Genomic DNA, 21088 nt, shown 5'->3' on the forward strand with positions numbered 1-21088 from the left:
GCCATCTATCGATATGCATCAGCTTGGCCATGCGCGCCAACAGGCTTTAGCTCAAAAAACGTCTGTCATTAAGGTATTAGAGGAAGTATATGGTTACTCATCCAGTGAGCTAATGGTCGAATTGGGCCAGCTCCTGCAGATGCCAGTGATCCAGATGGAAGATTTGCACAAATTGCATCCTGCTTTTGACATTTTACCGTTTGCAGAAGCTGTCAAACAGGAATGCGCCTTATTTCATAAAAATCAAGAGTACTTACTTGCGGTAGCCAATCCATTTTTACCAAATTTACATGCTTGGGCAGATGAATATATTGCGGTAGGTGCGACATGGTATTTAGTGCACCCAGCTGATCTATCAGCATTTTTCTCTCAGCAAGAAAAGAGTATGCGGGCGATGGATAATGTGTTGCCAGCGGAGCAGCAGGGAATGGCGCAGGCAGGTATCGAAGATTTGTCGTTAAAGACGATCCATGAAGGTACGAGTAAGGTGGTGAGGCTGGTACACTCCACCTTATATGATGCCCATAAATCAATGGCAAGCGATATTCATCTGGAAACGATGCAGGGGACATTAGCGATAAAATATCGGATTGATGGTGTATTGACCACAATTGGTGTGATGCAAGGTCATGATTTAGCCGAGCAAGTGATTTCGCGTATCAAGGTTATGTCTGATCTCGATATTGCAGAGCGCCGAATTCCTCAGGATGGTCGCTTCAAAGTTTCCATTCAAGGACGAGAGATTGATTTTCGGGTATCGATTATGCCGAGTATTTTTGGTGAAGACGCGGTATTGCGGATCCTGGATCGAGAGGCGCTTACGGATCATGTTGAAGGTTTGACATTGAATCAGCTTGGATTCAATCAGACAGCTATTACGAGTATTCGCCGGTTGAGCTCGGAGCCTTATGGCATGCTGCTGGTGACCGGACCTACAGGAAGCGGCAAGACAACTTCACTTTATGCCGCAATTTCGGAAGTCAATCGTGGTGATGACAAAATTATCACGATTGAAGATCCCATCGAATATCAGCTGCCCGGAGTTCTTCAGATTCCGGTCAATGAAAAAAAAGGTCTTACCTTTGCGCGAGGATTGCGCTCAATTTTACGGCATGACCCAGACAAAATTATGGTAGGAGAAATCCGTGATGCCGAAACAGCCCAGATTGCGATACAGGCTGCATTAACCGGTCACCTTGTTTTTACCACAGTGCACGCCAATAATGTATTTGATGTGATCGGAAGGTTCTCCCATATGGGAGTGGATCCCTATAGTTTTGTTTCAGCCCTGAACGGCATTGTCGCACAAAGATTGGTTCGTTTGTTATGTCCTCAATGCATCGTTGATGAGCACCCTGCGGATCAATTGATTGCGGAATCCGGCATTCCTCTAGAAGAAGTAAAACATTATAATTTCCGGTTCAGCAAAGGATGTGGCCAATGTCGAGGAAGTGGTTATCGTGGACGGAGTGCGATTGCCGAGATATTGCTGTTAAATGATGAGATTCGTGAATTAATTATTGCGCAGGCTACGATTCGCCGCATCAAAGAAGCAGCTAAACAGAATGGTACCCGTTTTTTGCGTGAAGCTGCACTTGAGATGGTTAAAGCAGGACAGACGAGTTTGCAGGAGGCTAATCGTGTCACTATTGTGGCGTGACCGGATTCAGGTTTTTTTTGCGCCTGGACGTGTGGATATGGTGAGAACGTTCCGGGGCATAAAATCCAGACAATCGCCTAGAATTTCAGAAGTATATGGAGCTCCACAGGATGCCGCCATGTGGAAGAAATCCTTACAACAGCTTGAACAAATGATTGAAAAAGAGAATATTGCATCAGATTTGAAGGGGGCTGAGCTGATCATTACACTTTCAAATCATTTTGTACGTTATGTTGTGGTTTCACCTCAGCAAGAAATTACTGGCCCGTCCGAGTTATTTGCTTATGCCAATTTTCGCATGCGAGAAGTCTACGGAGAACGAGTCGATGGTTGGGTCGTGAGTATAAGTGATGAGGATCCCTATCAAGGGACACTGTGCGCCGCGATCAGCCGTGATTTATACAATGAGTTTGAAGCACTGGCCTCTCGTCATCGCATTAAATTAAAACGAATAGAACCCTATCTGACAGCTGCTTTCGATCAATGGTGTAACTCGTTTAATGATAAGCGATTCTGGTTTGTAGTCATCGAGCGAGAGCGGCTGTGTATGACTTTATTTTCCAACAGCGAGTGGAAGGGAATACGAAATCAGCGCGTAGTGCATTCAATTGAAACCGAGTTAATTGCTGCACTTGAGCAAGAGGCTATTAATTCCGGCTATCGAGAACCCATTGAGCAGGTGTATCTGCTTTCACCTGAACATCCGGATTTGAGTTTACCAACTGATAAAGGATGGCAATTTGCCTATTTACCCACTGAGAAAATACCGGTACCACTTCACTTTCCTTCTGTTAGTGTAGCGGATAGTGAGGCAGGGTATGCATGACCTGAAACTGAAATTTCCTTATATAACGCAACAAGCGCGTTATATCGATTATATTTTGCTGGGATTAGGTTCCATGATTTTTATTGCATGCTTTTATCAGCTGAAATTAGTCATGGAAGAAACTGCGCATTGGGAAACACGTATCGATCGTCTTGAGCAACAACAACAGCATAAAAAGACACCCAGAACGGCGGTTGCCCGAATTACTCAAGAAACACAAAAGGAGCTTAACCAGGCAAAGGAAGTTTTGCAACAAATCAATTTGCCTTGGGAAGCGTTATTTGATTCCTTAGAATATGCAGTAAATAAAGAAATTGCATTATTATCTGTGCAACCGAATGTAGCCAATCGAGCGATACGCGTCGCGGGTGAAGCGAGAAATTTAGTGGCATTAACGGATTTTGTCGAAGCAATTGAGCGAGAAGAAGTTTTTGAAAATGCATATGTAATCAATTATAAAGTGAAGCAAGAGAATCCCCATCGACCAATTGCTTTTTCTCTGATCACCACATGGATCGATTGACCCTAGAAAGACTGCGGATTCAAATACGCTGGCAAATAGCGCGACTTAGTTTAATCGGAAAAATAGGCTTGGGATTGTTTACACTTTCGATCGTCTTTTTCTGGGCAGCTGTTTTGCCACAAAAAGAGGAAATCGATAAACTCAAGGAACAAGTCGTATCAATGCAGCAACGAACGCAGGTTGAAGCTGCCGTAGGCTCAAAGTTAGATGATAATCAGGCGTTACAGGTTTTTTATGATTTTTTTCCGAGTATCGATTCATCGCCTTACTGGATCAAGGAATTAGACAGGATTGCTAAAAAACACAAGGTTGAGCTGAGTCGCAGTGACTATCGGTTGATGCAGGAGCAGAATTCAAAACTGGCTCGCTATGAAATGGTTCTGCCTGTTCATGGCAGCTATCCGCAAATTCGCGCTTTCATTGCCGATGTGCTGGAAACCATCCCCGCACTGGCATTGGTTGATATAGCGCTCAAACGTGAAGATATTAAATCGGGCAAACTGGATGTCCGACTTAGCATGAATCTATATCTGCACGGCTGAAATGGAAAAACAGACAACCAATATTCGCAGGTTGATTCTGGGCGTTGCCCTCGTAGCAACACTCTTTGCAGTGATATGGCTCGAGGAGAATGATGCTGACATAGAAGAGACCGTTCAACCCATTCTACCCACTAAGCCTGCATCCAAAAGTGTAAATGTAGCTGGCAGAAAAAATGACATGGGTCATCTAAAAGTTGATCAATTGGGGCAGCGAAAATTCAGTGCTGAAGCGGATGATATCTTTGCTTCTGCTTCCTGGGAACCGAAGCAGCCCCGTGCTGATCTCTCTCAATCTCCATTTGGTAGTTCCGGCAGCTCCAACCAAGCTGCCAAGCCTGCGCCTGTTCGTGCGCCTCCTCCCGCAGCGCCGCCTTTGCAATTTAAATATATCGGCAAAATTATGGAAGGAAAGAGGACAAGCATATTTCTTTCCATGGGAGATACTTACTATGTAGCAAAAGTAGGGGGGCATATCGAGAAAAATTATCGAGTCGATCGGATTAATGATGACGTAATCGAATTTACTTATCTACCATTGGGCATCAAACAAACACTTCTTATTAATAACAATAATCCTGGAAAGTTTTAATGAAATCAGTCAGATTTTTCTTCATTGTTTTGCTGCTGACACTATTAATGAGTTGTGCGCAATTAGCTACCAGAAATTCGGCATTTTTAGAAGGTCAGCAACTGATTGCGCAAGGTCAACTTGATGCAGGCTTGAAAAAACTTGAGCAGTCAGCTTATGAAGAGCCTGATAACAAAGAAATTCGTACAGTACTGACACGACAACGCGAGGCAATCGCCAATCAAATACTCAATGAGGCAGAAAATGCGCGAGCAGCGGGGAATTATGATGTTGCTGAACAGCAATACCGCCATGTGCAGGGAATTAACCCCAATAGCGAGCGTGCCAAAGCAGGTTTAGAGGCACTGTATCTGGATCGGCATCAACAATTGTTTATTAATCAAGCCAGAGAGTCGCTCGCTCGAAATGATGTGGAAGGTGCTGAAGCGGCCGTGCGCGCGGTGTTACAGGAAAATCCGATGAATGGAGATGCGCGCCTATTAATTAGGGAGATCAATCAACGCCTTAGCCGGGCTGAAGAACCTGGACTGGCATTAATGACAACTTTTGATAAACCCATCACAATGGAATTTCGCGATGCCAGTTTGAAAACAATTTTTGAGCTGATATCACGCACAGCAGGAATCAATTTTATATTTGATAAAAGTGTTCAGCAGGAATCGAAAACATCTATTTTTGTACGCGATAACAGAATTGAAGATGTTTTAAAATTGCTGTTAGTCACTAATCAGCTTGCTTACAAAATATTGAACGACAATTCGTTATTGATCTATCCGGATACTCCAGCCAAACAAAAAGAATATCAAGAGCTTGTGGTGCGCAGTTTCCATGTAGTCAATACCGATGTCAAACAGATGGTATCAATGATCCGAGGACTGGTCAAAGCTAAGGATATTTACGTTAACGAGAAGCTCAATCTTTTTGTTATGCGCGATACATTGGAAGCAATTCGCTTGGTAGAACGACTGGTTGCCATCAATGATTTTCCTGATCCAGAGGTCATGCTTGATGTGGAAGTCCTGGAAGTTAACCGAAATAATGTAGCCAAGCTTGGGCCTAATTTTCCAGGCAGTATTACTTACACTGCAAACCCGGGTGGCACTGACGCAAGCGGTAATCCCATTGCCGCAGCTGCTACAACAACACTGGATCAGGTTACTTTTGGCTTAAAGAATTTCTCGGTCAGCAACCAGGTCGTGATTGATTTAAGAAAAGATCTTACCTTTAATGACCTGCTTGCCAATCCCCGTATTCGTGTCAAGAATCGCGAGAAAGCTAAAATTCTGATTGGTAGCAGACAACCTATCATCACTTCCAATGTCACGGGGACTGCGGCTACCGTATCTCAATCTGTGACTTTTATCGATGTAGGACTAAAGCTGGAAGTTGAGCCTGTTATTTCTCCGAATAACGAAGTGGCAATCAAGGTTATGCTTGAAGTAAGTTCGATAACGGGTTTCGAAGCAGGCACCACTGCGGGTAGTCGATTTCCTGTCGTGGGAACGCGGACAGCAGAGACTTTACTTTCCTCAAATGATGGTGAAACACATGTATTGGCAGGTTTGATTAACGACGATGATAAAAGAAGCTTGGGAGGGATACCGGGATTGATCGATACGCCGATCCTGAACAGGCTGTTCGGTAACCAAAATCTGAATCGTCAAAAGACGGAGATTATATTATTAATCACCCCGCGCATTGTACGTAATGTTACGCAACCGACCAAACTGGAGAGTGAGTTTTATTCTGGCACGGCCAATGCTGCTGGAAGATTGCAGACGTCTATTCGTAAGACATTACCACAATCCCTGGCCCTGGCTCCTTCCGGGCCTGTGTCAAGTGCTCCTTCAGTTTTTGGAGGAGCACAGCCGGCAGCACCAACGGCTGAATCTGCTCCTAATCCATTTGCTGCAGCGGCTGCGCAACAAGCTGGTGGTGCTTCTCCATCACTTACCTTGTTAGCCCCGACCACAGTGCCCATGGATCGAGAATTTACCGCAACGGTGAGACTGGTTACCCAGAAAACGAATCTGGTGAGCGAACTTAATCTGACATACGATAAGGACCTGTTGGAAGCGCTAGATGGCGGTGAAAAATCTGGAGTTCGTACCATCAAGTTGGGTAGGGAAGAACCAAGCGGGATGACAACAGTCTTACGTTTCAAAGCAGTCAGCCCAAATCCGGGGACCGCTGAAATTGCTGTTCAAAGTTTGACAGCACAAGACGACAAAGGAAACCCGGTTGAAGTGAGCTTGCCTCCTCCAATAAGTGTCGAGATCCATTAGTAGTATGCTAAAACGAAGCTCAGGATTGATAACAGCTTATCGTGGATTTACTCTGGTCGAATTGATGGTGGTGGTTGCTATAGTCGCTATTTTGGCTACTGCAGTGATGCCGTTACGTGAGATTGCCATTAAGCGTGAGAAGGAACACGAATTACGTCTTGCCTTGCGGCAAATTCGTACTGCAATCGATGCTTATAAACAGGCTGCGGATGAAGGACGAGTGGAAAAGAAAGCAGATGAGGTAGGTTATCCCCGCAAGTTGGAACATCTGGTGGAAGGTGTGCCAAATATAAAGGATCCTAAAAAAAATATGATCTATTTTTTGCGACGTTTACCCCGTGATCCTATGTTTGCAGACTCAGATATGGATGTACCTGAGGCAGATACGTGGGGAAAGCGTAGTTACGCGAGCCCACCCGATAATCCGGAAGAAGGCGACGATGTTTTTGATATCTATTCACGCTCTAGTCAAAAGGGGCTGAACGGGATACCTTATAATCAGTGGTAAATGAGAATATCTAATTTATACCGGCGTGCCGGTTTTACACTCATTGAGTTATTGGTTGTCATGGCAGTGATTGCTACTTTACTCAGTATTGTTGCCCCGAGATATTTCAATTCAGTCGATCGGGCTAGAGAAGCTGTATTGCGACAAAATCTGAGCATCGTGCGTGATGCGATTGATAAATTCTATGCTGATAGGGGAGTTTATCCGCTTAATCTGGAGCAATTGGTGGAAGAGCGTTATATTCGTGCTATTCCAGTTGATCCAATAACCGATAGTGCTTTAACATGGATTGAAATTCCCCCGCCTGGTGAGGAGGTTGAAGGTGTGTATGATATACGCAGTAGCTCTGATAAGCAGGCATTAGATGGAACATTTTACGATAAATGGTGAGAAAGAACCACGTTCATTATTCCTGTGCAGAAGAAGGTTATATCTATCTCTGGACGTTATTTGCAGTTGCGCTTGCGGGTGTGGTGCTGACAGGCATTGGGCCAATGTGGCAAATTGAATCCCAACGAGAAAAAGAAATAGAACTACTCCATGTGGGCGATCAATTCAGGCGTGCTATTGAAGGGTATTACCTCAATTCAAGTGGGAAAGCGAAACGGTATCCAGAATCACTAGAGCAATTGCTCGAAGATAGGAGTTCATTGGTAGTCAAACGTCATCTCAGAAAAGTTTTCCTTGACCCTATGACCAATAGCCATGATTGGGGGTTGATTGAGCAAGCTGGGTCAGGAATTACAGGTGTATATAGCAAATCGGACAAGATCCCGCTCAAGCGAGCAAATTTTCCAGAAAATTATTCCGCATTTTCAGAAGCAAAGAGTTATAAGGATTGGAAATTTGTTCATGCGGGTGGGGCGGCTGGCGGAGCAGACTCACAGCGATCAAAAACCCCTAAATCAGGTGTGCAAAATCCTACTTCTACCAATCCTTTTGCTAGCGATAAGGCTACAGCAGGTTCTAATCCTCTTTCCCCGAACCAGCCAGCAAATAGTGCTAATCCATTTACACCAAATCCTTAATGATAGCGTAATTAATCTTCCAAGATCTTTTCAAGGAAAACACTGAATATGTTTTAACGTAAATGAGCTACTGCATTAGGTGGAGTGCTAGAACTCGCTTATTATCAGATATTTTTTTCCTGCGTTCTCTCTGACTTGCTTTGACAGTATAAATAATACGGTAAGGTAAAGCCGATAAAGCCAGTTTTGATTTAGAAATGGAATTAGATGACAGCGAATTTTAAATGCATAAATTAATGTGTTGTGTGGGGTATCAAAAATCCATCTATACATTGTGATCGTTAGCTATACTGTGAGAACTCTTAAATATGCCGTAGTATAAGAACTGGTTTGGTTTTTTTTAGTCTTAATGATTTTATTGGCTCAATTCAGATGAATTTTAGTATGCATTGGATATTGTTTTTACTCGGTCTAGCTGGATGTACTCAAATCCCAAAAGTCGAAAATTTGCAAGCAGAGGAACTGGCTAGTCAAAACCAACAGGGGCAATTGAAATTACCTCATCAAGAATTGACGAGCGAGTTATTATTTGATTTTTTGCTGGCTGAAACAGCATTGCAACGCGATAATCTTGAGGTGGCTGTTGAACGATATTCTAAGCTTGCGAGACAGACACGGGATCCACGTATTGCCGAACGTGCTACAGAGGTAGCGCTTCGTGCCCGTCAATCTGATGAAGCAGAGAAAGCTGTAGCCTTATGGATTGAGCTGGAACCAGATTCAATCAATGCACGTCAAGCGGCTGCAGCTTTGTTTATGAGTACTGGCAAGCTTGACAAGGCACGTCCTCATCTTGTGAAACTGTTATCATCTGATAAAGGTACCGTTGATAAGGCTTTTATGCACTTGAGCAGACTACTGTCACGTCATGATGACAATAAAGCAGCATTGAAGTTATTGCAACAGCTTGCGATTCCTTACTCTGATTTGCCGGAAGCACATTTTGCAATTTCCCAGGCTGCATGGAATGCTAATCAGCTTGATCTTGCCCTTAAGGAAATGAAAAAAGCTTTGGAGCTACGTCCTGATTGGGAAATTGCCGCGATTCATCAAGGCCGGATTTTGCAGAAAATTGCTAATGCTGAAGCGATGAGTTTTTATGAAAATTATCTCGCAAAATATCCTAAAGCCAATGATATGCGAATTGCTTATGTTCGCATGCTGATGGCAGATAAAAATTTTATTTCAGCGCGCGATCAGTTCCAGAAATTGATGACGGAGAATCCGTTTAATGCCGACATCGCGCTTGCAGTGGGTTTATTATCTCTTGAATTAAATGATTTCGATAGTGCTGAAGCAAATTTTAAGAAAGCTTTGGAGCTAGGTTATGAAGACTCTAATAATATCTATTTCAATTTAGCGCGAATTTATGAGGTTACTCAACGCCCTGACGCTGCTCTTAAAGCATATCAGCAAGTAAGTGGAGGAGAACGGTATTTGCCAGCTCAAATTCGTATTGCAGTTTTGCTACTCAAGAAAAAAGGAATTGATCACGCACGCCAGCATTTACATCAATTAACACCGGAGAATGAGCAGCAGCGTGCCCAATTAGTTTTGGCAGAGGCGCAATTATTACGAGAGGTTAATGCGCATTATGAAGTTTTCAAGCTATTAGACAAAAATTTGGAAAAATTTCCGGATCAGCCTGACCTTCTTTACGATCGGGCTTTGGCGGCAGACAAAATTGGCAAATTTGATATCGTAGAAAAAGATTTGCGCAAACTGATCGAGTTGAGGCCAGATAATGCGCATGCCTATAATGCATTAGGCTATAGTCTAGCAGAACGAGGATTGCGCTTGCCGGAAGCATTAGCTTTAATCAAAAAAGCGGTTGAGTTATCGCCTGAAGATCCTTATATTATGGATAGCCTCGGATGGGTGTATTATCGGATGGGAAATTTTAGTGAAGGTCTCAATTATTTGAATCTTGCTTTTGCTACGCGCCCTGATCCAGAAATTGCCGCTCATTTGGGCGAGGTGCTCTGGGTTAAGGGGGCGAAAGAGGATGCTGAGAAGGTCTGGCGTTCTGCACTTGAGGCCCATCCGGGGAATGAAACATTATTGGATACCATGAAAAGATTAATGCAGTAGCCTTGTTTTTGGTGCAATATTTCATGAGTAGTTACACATTGTTTGGTTTTTATCATCTGCTAAATAAATTTTATGGCAATGATGACCGATAAAGTATTTAATGTGCTCCAGCTTTATCAGTGCGAAAATTTTATTTTAAGCAGTAAGATAAAGTGCTGTTATAAGTGAAAGAAGAAATATCAATAAGCACAAATTGCAATTAGCCGAAAAATATGCCTAGAATTCTTTACCACCAGTAAGGATGAGGCCAATAGTATCCCCTGTAGAAAAAGGGATAACCGTAATAACCAAAATAAGGATAAGGTGGGTAATATCCGTACCTACCTGGACCATAATAATATCGGTAATCTTTGGGCCACAAATAGATTGCCGTTGCTGAAATAAGTGGCACTTTTATGATTTTATTGCCAATGGTGCGCTCAATATCACCTTTGATTGTTCCGGCGACTGTTATCTCAGTATCTTTTGCAAAAACAGCAGGATCGAGAAAATCACTACTCTCAATGACAAAACGACCTTCATTATTTCTGCTTGTTTGTGGATAGCCTTTCTTATCCAGAGGATAAAATAAAATCTGCACCAGACTGAAATCTTTTTCATTTTCTACGTCGATGATCACCCCACCCCAACGAATGGGGACATCCTTATAAGCATTAATATCCTGATTTACTGTCTGGTAGGACAAATCAACAAAGGGAATATTCCTTATGGCGGCAGGTGGCAAGCTAGTACACCCATTCAGCACAAAAAATAAACTGATGATGGATAAACGCGATTTCATAATTTTTCCTTTATCAAGTATGCTTGTCTTTTAAGCTTATGGAGCCTTCATCAAAACCTAATTCCATTTCCAAATTAAAACTGACTTTGTCGGCTTCACCTTGCCGTATTATTGATACTGTCTGCGGCTCGCCTTCGCATCATTTTTAATTTGGAAATGGAATAAAATAGGGGTATTAACCTTTGGACAATTAGCTAAATAGATAATTCTAGCTTAGCAGTCTCTTGAAAAAAACGTATTCAAGATAATCGATAATAGGCAAAAATAGGTAAAAAAAGCGGAGTTTATCTCTAGTAAATGATCATTTTGAGCCTGTTTTTTTAATACTGCTGTAGCCAGTTAGAATGCTTTTTCAACAGCCTGTCAAGGGAAAGAGGCGACTTTTATACTGAATGAATTGCGTTATGAGTAGATTAATTTCCTAGTTGCAATAGGATAGAAGTAGGGATAGAAGTAGGTTATGGAAGTGAATTTGCTCAAATGCTGAGCAAAAATATTTGTTCCTTTCGATTGAAAGGTATAATGCATTATTATTGTCAATAAATAAATTGATATCGATGATATCTTCTACTATTAAATTAACCCTCTGATTTAACAGATGTCAATAGATACAGAAAAAACGTATGAAATCCAGTCAGTGCTGGAAATTAAAAGTAGTACTTTTTTTGTGCCGGTCCTGGTTTTGTACACTAATGATTTAGTTGTCATTGAGCAACGATTGCTACAAAAAATATCTCAAGCACCGGATTTCTTCAGAAATTCACCCATTGTCTTTGATTTGCATGAATTAAACCATAATAATGATGAAATAGATGTTGTGAAATTAGTGGAGCTTATTCGTAAGATGGGCTTATTCCCTATAGGCATACGAGGCGGAAATGAGTTTCAGAATGAGCAAGCAAACTCGATATTTATTCCAATAGATAACACGCAAAGTATAGCTGCTGAAATACCCAAAACATCTGTGTCAACTTCTCAAACAATTGTTAAGGAAGTGGTTGTGAATAATGCAGCGACGCTAATAACTCAGCCTGTTCGTTCAGGTCAACGCATTTATGTATCGGGCGATTTAATTATATTGGCTCAGGTCAGTGCGGGCGCTGAAATCATGGCTGAAGGTAATATCCATGTTTACAATACATTAAGAGGTAGAGCGCTTGCAGGAGTGCAAGGTAATACGAATGCAAGGATATTCTGTTTTGATTTGCAAGCTGAGCTTATTTCAATAGCTGGAGATTATAAAACAAGTGAGGATCTGAAAGAAACGGTTGAAAAAAAACCAGTGCAGATCTATTTGCAGAATCATGCTTTAATAATAAAAGAATTAGTATAGGATATTTTCAGCGAAGGAGAATTAAGTGGCAAGAATTATTGTCGTAACGTCGGGCAAAGGGGGAGTAGGTAAGACCACCACAAGTGCTGCTATTGCCATGGGATTGGCAAAAAGAGGACATAAAACAGTCGTGATTGATTTTGATGTGGGTTTACGCAATCTTGATCTTATTATGGGCTGTGAGCGACGGGTTGTCTATGATTTCATCAATGTGATTAATGGGGAGGCAAATCTTAATCAGGCATTGATTCGCGATAAGCACTGTAATTCGCTTTTTATTCTGCCTGCTTCACAAACACGTGATAAAGATGCTTTAACTTTAGAGGGAGTAGAAAAAGTGTTAGAAGAGCTCTCTAAAGATTTTAAATATATCGTGTGTGACTCGCCCGCTGGTATTGAAAAGGGTGCTCATTTGGCGATGTACTTCGCGGATGATGCTTTTGTCGTTACTAATCCAGAGGTATCTTCTGTTAGAGATTCGGACCGAATGCTGGGGATTATGGCAAGCAAGTCACGGAGAGCAGAGTTAGGGATGGAACCCATCAAAGAGTATTTATTATTAACTCGTTATGATCCAGATCGGGTTGAAGCAGGAGAAATGTTGAGTCTGGAAGATGTGCAAGAAATATTATCTTTGCACTTGCTGGGTATTATTCCAGAGTCGAAAGCAGTTCTAAATGCTTCTAATTCAGGTACGCCTGTGATTTTGGATGAGAAAAGTGATGCAGGCCAAGCTTATGCTGACGTGGTGGCGCGCTATCTTGGGGAAAAAAGACCTCATCGTTTTATTGACAGTAAAAAAGGGTTTCTCAGGAAGCTTTTTGGAGGAAAATAATGAGCCTACTGGATTATTTTAGATCATCTAAATCCAAAACAGCTACTGTTGCTAAAGAAAGGCTACAAATTCTTGTGGCGCACGAACGCTATTATCGTAATAAGCCTTCTTACCTTCCGCAATTGCAAGAAGAGTTACTGGCAGTCATTCGTAAATATGTCAAAGTCGAACAAGACGCTATTTCAGTTAAATTTGAACAGGATGAAAATCAAGAGACGCTCGAGCTGAATATTGTATTGCCAGAAACTCCAAAGCAGCAAGAGTATTCATCATGAAGTATCGAAAAATGACTCTTAATTAACAATAGGGCGCCTTTAAAAATTCGGAGTTCTAAACAAGACAAGGCGAGAACAAAAAATGTTGACGCAGCATATAACTGATGTATAAGGAAACAATTTTTGTGAACAACGAAGTATTGTGACGAAACGGGGTAAGCAGGCAATCCGCGAAGCGGATGTACGCAAATATGAATTTTTAGAGGTGCCCAATAAACAATTGCTTGGTTATCATGCAATGATGTCCGTCTTGAAGCAATTATTAATAAATAGATCATAGCAGAAATGTGGATGACTAATTGTTGGTTACGTGAAAAAGAGTAGGTTTGATATCCCTTGGTCAATAGCATAAGAAAAAAAATTGAATTTTTTGTATGGAAGCTACTGGTTTGTATAGTTTCGATGCTTGCAGGTTGTGCATTATTCGAAAGCCGCGAGGTCGTTACTACTACTATTATTACTCAACCTGGCGAAGGAATTTCAAAGGAAGTAATTGCTAATTTTGATCTGGTTGGGAGAGTTTCAGTCAAAGCAGATAAGCAGGGATTTTCAGGCGGTGTACGCTGGCAGCACACGGAGATCAGCGATCAGATAATGCTATTTTCACCCTTAGGACAAACTGTTGCTCAGATTGAGCAAGGTCCGGAAGGTGTGAGCCTTATTACCTCAGAACCAAAAACTTATTATGCAAGTAATGTGGAAAATTTGACAGAAGATATCTTGGGATGGCGATTACCGCTTTCTGGATTACAATTCTGGGTACAGGGTACTCATTTTCCATTCACAATGTCTGAAAAGGACTTAGATAGGAATGGGCGGACGGTAACAATCAGACAAGACGGCTGGAAAATTACTTATTTGGATTATTTTTCGCAACTTATTCCTGCCTATCATAATCTTCCGCGAATATTGGAACTTAGCCGTATAGACCTGAAACTGAAACTGGTTATTGATAACTGGGATATAAAAGATTGATAGTATACTCTTCTTAAAAATATTATAGGGAATTCAAGGAAATATGCAAACCTTTCTAGCACCTGCCAAGCTTAATTTGTTTCTGCATGTGGTGGGACGCCGGAAAGACGGGTATCATCTGTTGCAAACAGTTTTTAGGTTTATAGATTTTTCGGATCAGCTGAGTTTTGTCTTAAGAGATGATTCTGTCATTAAATTGCGTACCCCTACTCCGGGCGTGCCAGAAGAAAATAATTTGTGTGTTCGAGCGGCTAAATTGTTGCAGCAAAGAAGTTACATAAATCTTGGAGTAGAAATTTTTCTGGAAAAACGAATTCCGATGGGTGGCGGATTAGGAGGAGGCAGTTCCGATGCGGCAACGACCTTGCTCGTACTTAATCGTTTATGGGGGTTAAATTGGAAAAGGGCACGCTTGATGGAATTAGGGTTAGAGTTGGGTGCTGATGTTCCAATATTTGTCTATGGTGAAAACGCCTTTGCAGAAGGGGTAGGCGAGAAGCTTTCATCGATCGCTTTACCACCAGCTTGGTATTTGGTGTTAACACCCTCGGTGCATGTTTCAACAGGACAAATTTTTTCAAGCAAAGAATTGACACGGAATACAAATCCTATCACAATACCGCCCTTTTCCCCCTGGCAAGGACGTAATGATCTTGAAACAGTGGTTTGCCAGATGTATCCAGTTGTGGCAAGATACTTGCAGTGGCTAAAGCAATTGAATAACACGACATTGGTCGCAATGAGTGGTTCGGGCGCTTGTGTATTTGCTGAATTTGCAAACGAACGGGCAGCGAAGGATGCTTTTCAGCAATTGCCCGATGGAATGAGTGGTTTCGTTGCAAAGGGATTGACTTATCATCCATTGCAAAAATTTTTAGAAGAGTAATGAATTTGGGGAGTCGCCAAGTGGTAAGGCACCGGATTTTGATTCCGGCATTCGTAGGTTCGATCCCTACCTCCCCAGCCAGTACTCATAATGATCAGAAGCGATTTCAAGTAACCGGTTTTCTGGTTTAAATCAGAGCATATAAATTTATAATTATGTGGCAAGCTTTGTATTACCAGGGGGGTCTGTGTTTTTCAGTATCCAGTTCATAGCAGGAAACTATTAGCCATGTCTTATGATAGCTTGATGGTGTTTACTGGCACAGCCAATCCACAACTGGCCCAGGACGTGGTCAAGTATCTCAATATCCATTTAGGACGAGCAACAGTTTCTCGTTTCAGTGATGGCGAGATCATGGTAGAGCTTCTTGAGAATGTGCGTGGCAAGGATGTGTTTGTATTGCAATCTACTTGTGCCCCTACCAATGACAGCCTGATGGAAATATTGGTCATTGTAGATGCTTTAAAGCGTGCTTCAGCAGGCCGCATTACCGCTGCAATTCCATATTTTGGTTATGCGCGCCAAGATAGAAGGCCGCGTTCGGCACGTGTGCCAATTACAGCGAAAGTAGTAGCCAATATGCTTACCACTGTTGGAATAGACCGGCTTTTGACAATGGATTTGCACTCAGATCAGATCCAGGGGTTTTTCGATATACCCGTGGATAACATTTACGGAATGCCTATATTGCTAGGCGATATTTGGAAACATAATTATCAAGACTTGACCGTCGTATCGCCTGATGTGGGTGGAGTGGTACGAGCGAGACATTTGGCAAAACGCTTAGAGTGCGATCTTGCGATTATTGATAAGCGCCGTCCTAAACCGAATGAATCTATAGTAATGAATATCATTGGCGAAGTTGAGGGGCGTACTTGTGTCATCATAGATGACATGGTAGATACGGCGAATACGCTATGCGAAGCTGCCAGAGCTTTAAAAGAGGAAGGTGCTGCGAGTGTAGTTGCCTATTCTACGCATGCAGTGCTCTCTGGAAAGGCAGTGGAGCGAATTTCAGAGTCTAAACTGGATAAATTAGTGGTTACTGATACGATTCCATTACGTGATAATGCCAAAGCATGTGATCGAATTTGTCAGCTAAGTGTCGCGAGTTTACTGGGTGAGTCCCTGGTCCGCATAAGTAATGAGAGTTCATTGAGCTCATTGTTTATGGAGTAAATAAAGATATTTTTATTTTTGATTTATCTGGTCGCGGATAAATCTTATTTTGGAGAATTGAAATGCAAATTGAAATTGATGCTAATAAACGTGCATTGCAGGGCAAAGGTGCGAGCCGCCGCCTGCGTGTAGATGGTAAAGTTCCTGGTGTCGTTTATGGTGGAGAGGGTGCTGCGCAATCTATCGAATTAGACCATAATAATCTATTCCATAAGCTCAAACTGGAAGCGTTTCACGCATCTGTTTTATCGCTAAAGGTGGATGGTGTCAAGGAGCAAGTATTGTTGCGCGATGTACAAATGCATCCTTACAAACCACAGGTACTTCATGTAGATTTTCAGCGTATTGATACAGACAAAAAGATACACATGAAAGTCCCGCTGCATTTCATTAATGCTGAGCTTTCACCTGGAGTAAAACTAGCAGGGGGCATGGTTAGCCATGTACTCACTGAAGTAGATATATCGTGCTTTCCTCAAGATTTGCCTGAATATATTACCGTAGATTTGTCAGAAATGGCTGCAGGTAGTACCTTGCATCTAAGCGACCTCCAATTGCCTGAAAATGTGGAAATCCCTGCATTGATCAGAGGTGATAATTTACCGGTGGCTACCCTCATTGTTCAGCGAGGTGCGGCTGAAGAAAGTAGTGCGAGTTAATTCTTAAATACGTCAAATAGATATCAGTATAAATCGGAAATACAGGATAAGCTAATCTCTTCTGTATTTCCCTTTTCAAAATTAAGAAGTCGCAGATGAACGTATCCGGATTGATGATAAGTTATAGTTGTTCAATCAAACCGAGTAAACAATGAAACTCATTGTGGGACTGGGTAATCCTGGAGAAAAATACGCTGCTACGCGACATAATGTTGGATTTCACTGGTTGTGTCGCTTGGCGGAGCAATTACGCATCACATTCAAATCTGAAGTTAAGTTCCATGGTCTGTGTGCAAATATGATGCTTGATAATGAGCAGTTCTGGTTGCTTAAACCGCAGACATACATGAATGCAAGTGGAATGGCCGTGGCAGCATTATCACGTTTTTATAAGATCTCTCCTGACCAGTTATTGGTCGTTCATGACGAACTGGATTTGCCCCCCGGAACTGTCAAATTAAAATTAGGTGGAGGCGCAGGAGGTCATAATGGTTTGAAGGATATTATGGCACGTCTGGCCACTCAAGATTTCTGGCGGCTGCGGATTGGGGTCGGCCATCCAGGGAATAAAAATGAGGTAGTCGATTATGTATTGCACCCACCTCGAAAAGAAGAAGCTTTATTGATTGATGACGCTATACAGCGAAGTCTGGTTATTTGGCCGCTCATTGCAAGTGGTGACTATACCGCTGCAATGCATAAATTGCACACAAAACAAAAATAATGATAAAACTATACTTTTTATTTTGTGTATTTTCCCGTTTACTAGAATTTCAATAATAATCAGATTATGAGCCTGAAGTGCGGTATCGTTGGTCTCCCGAATGTGGGTAAATCAACACTTTTTAATGCACTCACCAAAGCAGGTATTGCTGCTGAAAATTACCCATTTTGTACGATTGATCCTAATGTTGGCGTTGTCGAAGTTCCCGATCTGCGCCTCAAAAAGCTGAGTGAAATTGTTAAACCCCAGAAAGTACAACCTGCTATTGTTGAATTTGTTGATATTGCTGGTCTGGTAGCGGGTGCCTCTAAAGGTGAGGGGCTAGGCAACAAATTTCTGGCAAATATCCGTGAAACGGATGGTATTGTTCATATGGTGCGTTGTTTTGCTGATGACAATGTGGTTCATGTGGCAGGAAAGGTAGATCCCATTTCGGATATTGAAGTCATTCAAACTGAACTTGCATTGTCTGATATGGCCACAGTGGAGAAGGCACTGCAACGAGAAGCCAAGCTGGCTAAATCAGGCAACAAGGAAAGTATCCGGTGTGTGAGTCTAATGGAGAAATTACATGCCCATCTTGACCAAGGCCGGCCCGCGCGTAGTCTGGCTTTAGAGAAAGAGCAACAGCCGCTAGTAAAGCCATTGTGCCTGTTGACCTCAAAGCCCGTTATATATGTTGCAAATGTTACGGATGATGGTTTTGAAAATAATCCATTATTGCAAAGCATTCATGAATATGCGGCACGGGAAGGAGCACCTGTTGTAGCAATCTGTGCGTCCCTCGAAGCAGAAATTGCAGATCTGTCTGATGAAGACAAGCACGTATTTTTGGCTGATATTCATTTAGAAGAACCGGGCTTAAATCGCTTGATTCGTGCTGCTTATCAGCTACTCGGGCTTCAGACTTATTTCACTGCCGGTGTCAAGGAGGTACGAGCATGGACAATTCACAAGGGAAATACTGCTCCACAAGCAGCCGGTGTGATTCATACAGACTTTGAAAGAGGCTTTATCCGTGCCGAAGTCATATCTTATGATGACTTTGTTGCTTATAACGGTGAGCAAGGTGCTAAAGAGGCTGGGAAAATGCGCCTAGAGGGTAAAGAATATGTTGTTAATGATGGTGATGTCATCCATTTCCGCTTCAATGTATAAATTGCTTCTCTACATTATCGTAGAATGAAAATTATTTTATACGATTCCCCTTATGTTTGAGTAATTCAAACATAAGGGGAGAGATCTTGCTAACTAGAAAGTCAAAAACAAATTGACCCCCAGAATATGCATCATTTGATCTGGACGGGCATTATGTGGTCTATTGATATATTGATTCATATAGCCAATTTCCGCGTTAGCCATTTGATTGAATTTCCAACCTAGCCCAACAAAACCCCTGTTCTGATCAAAGCCATTGGTAATCCATCCTTTTTGAGGCGTATTCATCGCGATAAATATTTCATCCTGTACTATAAAACTAAGATTGGGTGAAATAAATTGCATGGGAAACGCAAATTTTATTAATTGACGAAACCGGTAGGCTACATCGTTTTTACCAGGATCAGGAACATCATGATCAAAAAAGCGTTGCTCAAAACGGCTGCGCCATTGAAATTTGCCCCAGGAGAATGTATCTGCATAGATTAATTGTTGCCAGATCCGGTGCTCATCAAAAGGGCCTTGTGCCCCAGAAATCGGTTCGGCCGTTGGTGCCCAGGCATAACCTGCCCAGATAGACACTTTATCATTAAGGGCATAGCCAATCCCGGGGCGGATAAGGGATTGAGTAAATTGAGAAGAATCATTACCAAAACGCCCTTGGCCTTCGAGCCAGAGCCTCCAGTTCTTCAGATTTTCATTACCTGTTACATTACCTAAATTTACATTCGCCATAATTTGGCCCCAAGTTTGGAAGTCAGTGACGACATCCTCAGCTATTGCGGGAGCCGATAGCATACTGAATGCAGCGAATGCCGTAAAAATCTTAAATTTTTTAAACATATTTTTTCCCTTCCTTCGTTGGTAGAAACTTTTTAATTTTCTTTGTGTTTACAAATTAATTTCACTCAAAAATAAATTACGTTGAGCATTAAAAAATAAATTTAGTAACTTAATTTGATAATTTATATTTGTTCCTAAACAATATGATGCTACAAAGTAGAGACTTTGAGAGCGAAGCCTACCATAGAAAATGTCAAGAAAGTGTTAAAAAAGCCGCTAGTGATAGAAAAGCCTTAACAACCATTGGGTATTGTTGCAAGAAAACAACTAAATCAGCAATTTACTTTATAGTACATATAAAATTTGCTTATTATTCAACTAATAAAGGCTGATAAAGTTAGTTAGGTGTTTAGTTCTACGGTAGCCTCAATGCAGGAAGCAGTAAGGAAGTTTTTTGCGTTGCTATCGAAGTGGATGGCAATGTGGCGGAAATTTTTCATTCTGCCAAACGGGCGTTCGATGATATTTCACTGTTTATAGATGGTCTTGTCATAGCTGTAGTCGAGTCGATTTTCCTGTATCTGCGATATAGAATGACAGACGTTGTTCCCCTTTACGCAAGCTATTCTCGTCATGCCTTGCTGTCATATCCTTTGTCGACTAGCAACTTCTTCGACGGCGGTATGGTGATAATTCCATTTCTAAATCAAAAATGACGCGAAGGCGAGCCGCAGACAGTATAAATAAATAAGGTAATCCCCTGGCTATGCCGGGGGACTATTAAAGGTTTGACCGTGTGATACGGTCACCGTGATTCTTTTAGCTTGATCAAGAGCTAGGAGAATCAAATGAGAGATTATCAGAGTTTGACGCATATAACATGGGACTGTAAGTACCATATCGTATTTATTCCGAAAAGAAGGAAGAAAGTGATATTCGGAATGATACGAAAACACCTTGGAAAGATATTGCGCGAATTAGCGGAGCAGAAAAACTGCCAAATAGTAGAAGGGCACCTGATGCCTGATCATGTACACATGTGCATCAGTATTCCTCCGAAATACTCGGTATCTTACGTAGTAGGATATATTAAAGGGAAAAGTGCAATATCGATAGCGCGGAAGTTTATGGGGAGATCTAGAAATTTCACAGGTGAAAGTTTTTGGGCACGCGGTTATTTTGTATCCACGGTAGGGTTAGATGAAGAGATGGTCAGAGAATATATCAGGCATCAAGAGAAGGAGGATGAACACTATGATCAGCTCAAGCTTGGGATGTGATCCCACCTTTAGGTGGCGCCAATTCTTGCCCCTTTGAGGGGCTAACAAAAATAAGCCTCCGGCTTTGCCGGAGGTAATTTAACTAATACGGCAAGGTGAAGCCGACAAAGTCAGCTTTGATTTAGAAATGGAATAAGATAGGCTTGGGTGGCCTTGTGGTCGCTGACT

At 41.9% G+C, this 21088-nt stretch carries 22 protein-coding genes and 1 tRNA gene; 21 read left to right on the plus strand and 2 right to left on the minus strand.

All coding sequences use genetic code 11. The features are described 5' to 3' along the window. Nucleotides 1–13 precede the first annotated feature (13 nt). The 10 genes from BM122_RS00645 to BM122_RS00690 all read left to right on the plus strand — a co-directional run bounded on the left by BM122_RS00645 (nt 14) and on the right by BM122_RS00690 (nt 10052). Nucleotides 14–1660, plus strand: coding sequence for a GspE/PulE family protein (locus BM122_RS00645; protein WP_074902845.1), 1647 nt, complete (start codon nt 14–16; stop codon nt 1658–1660). After that, entirely contained in the window at nt 1641–2486 is an 846-nt protein-coding gene (locus tag BM122_RS00650; protein ID WP_074902721.1) for a hypothetical protein, read from the plus strand. The genes BM122_RS00645 and BM122_RS00650 overlap by 20 nt, the downstream gene beginning before the upstream one ends. Beyond that, nucleotides 2479–3009: a hypothetical protein gene (locus BM122_RS00655; protein WP_074902723.1), complete on the plus strand. Its 531-nt coding sequence runs from the start codon at nt 2479–2481 to the stop codon at nt 3007–3009. The genes BM122_RS00650 and BM122_RS00655 overlap by 8 nt, the downstream gene beginning before the upstream one ends. Further along, nucleotides 2997–3551 (plus strand): hypothetical protein, encoded by a 555-nt coding sequence (locus BM122_RS00660; protein WP_074902725.1) that lies wholly within the window; start codon nt 2997–2999, stop codon nt 3549–3551. Before BM122_RS00655 ends, BM122_RS00660 begins: the two co-directional genes overlap by 13 nt. Nucleotide 3552: 1 nt before the next feature. Next, complete coding sequence (locus BM122_RS00665; RefSeq protein WP_074902727.1) at nt 3553–4140, plus strand: hypothetical protein; 588 nt, start codon at nt 3553–3555, stop codon at nt 4138–4140. Continuing rightward, nucleotides 4140–6425 carry a FecR domain-containing protein gene (locus tag BM122_RS00670; protein WP_074902729.1) on the plus strand — a complete coding sequence of 762 codons (2286 nt, stop codon included), beginning with the start codon at nt 4140–4142 and terminating at the stop codon, nt 6423–6425. Before BM122_RS00665 ends, BM122_RS00670 begins: the two co-directional genes overlap by 1 nt. Nucleotides 6426–6429: 4 nt before the next feature. Then, a complete protein-coding gene (locus BM122_RS00675) occupies nt 6430–6933 on the plus strand; it encodes a type II secretion system protein (protein ID WP_074902731.1) in 504 nt (167 codons plus the stop codon). Then, a complete protein-coding gene (locus BM122_RS00680; protein ID WP_074902733.1) occupies nt 6934–7323 on the plus strand; it encodes a type II secretion system protein in 390 nt (129 codons plus the stop codon). Then, nucleotides 7317–7961 (plus strand): hypothetical protein, encoded by a 645-nt coding sequence (locus tag BM122_RS00685; RefSeq protein WP_074902735.1) that lies wholly within the window; start codon nt 7317–7319, stop codon nt 7959–7961. The genes BM122_RS00680 and BM122_RS00685 overlap by 7 nt, the downstream gene beginning before the upstream one ends. Before the next feature lie 372 nt (nt 7962–8333). Then, complete coding sequence (locus BM122_RS00690; protein WP_074902848.1) at nt 8334–10052, plus strand: tetratricopeptide repeat protein; 1719 nt, start codon at nt 8334–8336, stop codon at nt 10050–10052. Between the two features lie 226 nt (nt 10053–10278). On the opposite strand, the gene BM122_RS00695 is transcribed toward BM122_RS00690, so the two are convergent. Further along, nucleotides 10279–10833: a Slp family lipoprotein gene (locus BM122_RS00695; protein ID WP_074902737.1), complete on the minus strand. Its 555-nt coding sequence runs from the start codon at nt 10831–10833 to the stop codon at nt 10279–10281. 598 nt (nt 10834–11431) lie between these two features. On the opposite strand from BM122_RS00695, the gene minC reads away from it, so the two are divergent. The 10 genes from minC to ychF all read left to right on the plus strand — a co-directional run bounded on the left by minC (nt 11432) and on the right by ychF (nt 18857). Then, on the plus strand, nt 11432–12166 hold the full coding sequence (gene minC, locus BM122_RS00700; protein WP_074902739.1) for a septum site-determining protein MinC: 735 nt from the start codon (nt 11432–11434) through the stop codon (nt 12164–12166). Nucleotides 12167–12191: 25 nt separating this feature from the next. Further along, nucleotides 12192–13001, plus strand: coding sequence for a septum site-determining protein MinD (minD, locus tag BM122_RS00705; protein ID WP_074902740.1), 810 nt, complete (start codon nt 12192–12194; stop codon nt 12999–13001). After that, on the plus strand, nt 13001–13276 hold the full coding sequence (minE, locus tag BM122_RS00710; protein ID WP_074902741.1) for a cell division topological specificity factor MinE: 276 nt from the start codon (nt 13001–13003) through the stop codon (nt 13274–13276). The genes minD and minE overlap by 1 nt, the downstream gene beginning before the upstream one ends. A 402-nt stretch (nt 13277–13678) precedes the next feature. Continuing rightward, nucleotides 13679–14251 (plus strand): lipoprotein insertase outer membrane protein LolB, encoded by a 573-nt coding sequence (gene lolB, locus BM122_RS00715; protein WP_074902742.1) that lies wholly within the window; start codon nt 13679–13681, stop codon nt 14249–14251. A gap of 43 nt (nt 14252–14294) precedes the next feature. After that, nucleotides 14295–15137: a 4-(cytidine 5'-diphospho)-2-C-methyl-D-erythritol kinase gene (gene ispE, locus BM122_RS00720; RefSeq protein ID WP_074902743.1), complete on the plus strand. Its 843-nt coding sequence runs from the start codon at nt 14295–14297 to the stop codon at nt 15135–15137. Between the two features lie 6 nt (nt 15138–15143). Then, a tRNA-Gln gene (locus BM122_RS00725) sits at nt 15144–15218 on the plus strand. Between the two features lie 147 nt (nt 15219–15365). Beyond that, a complete protein-coding gene (locus BM122_RS00730; RefSeq protein WP_074902744.1) occupies nt 15366–16316 on the plus strand; it encodes a ribose-phosphate pyrophosphokinase in 951 nt (316 codons plus the stop codon). Nucleotides 16317–16378: 62 nt separating this feature from the next. Beyond that, a complete protein-coding gene (locus tag BM122_RS00735) occupies nt 16379–16975 on the plus strand; it encodes a 50S ribosomal protein L25/general stress protein Ctc (protein ID WP_074902745.1) in 597 nt (198 codons plus the stop codon). 151 nt (nt 16976–17126) lie between these two features. Beyond that, on the plus strand, nt 17127–17699 hold the full coding sequence (gene pth / locus BM122_RS00740) for an aminoacyl-tRNA hydrolase (RefSeq protein WP_074902746.1): 573 nt from the start codon (nt 17127–17129) through the stop codon (nt 17697–17699). A gap of 66 nt (nt 17700–17765) precedes the next feature. Then, complete coding sequence (ychF, locus tag BM122_RS00745) at nt 17766–18857, plus strand: redox-regulated ATPase YchF (RefSeq protein WP_074902747.1); 1092 nt, start codon at nt 17766–17768, stop codon at nt 18855–18857. 93 nt (nt 18858–18950) lie between these two features. Here the strand turns inward: ychF and BM122_RS00750 are convergent, their stop codons facing one another. Beyond that, on the minus strand, nt 18951–19700 hold the full coding sequence (locus BM122_RS00750) for a DUF2490 domain-containing protein (protein ID WP_074902748.1): 750 nt from the start codon (nt 19698–19700) through the stop codon (nt 18951–18953). 788 nt (nt 19701–20488) lie between these two features. Here BM122_RS00750 and tnpA point away from each other — a divergent pair. Continuing rightward, the gene (gene tnpA / locus BM122_RS00760; protein WP_074902752.1) at nt 20489–20920 is read left to right on the plus strand and encodes an IS200/IS605 family transposase; all 432 of its coding nucleotides are present in this window, start codon (nt 20489–20491) and stop codon (nt 20918–20920) included. Nucleotides 20921–21088 lie beyond the last annotated feature (168 nt).

Source organism: Nitrosomonas communis (assembly GCF_900114745.1).
GTDB lineage: Bacteria > Pseudomonadota > Gammaproteobacteria > Burkholderiales > Nitrosomonadaceae > Nitrosomonas > Nitrosomonas communis_A.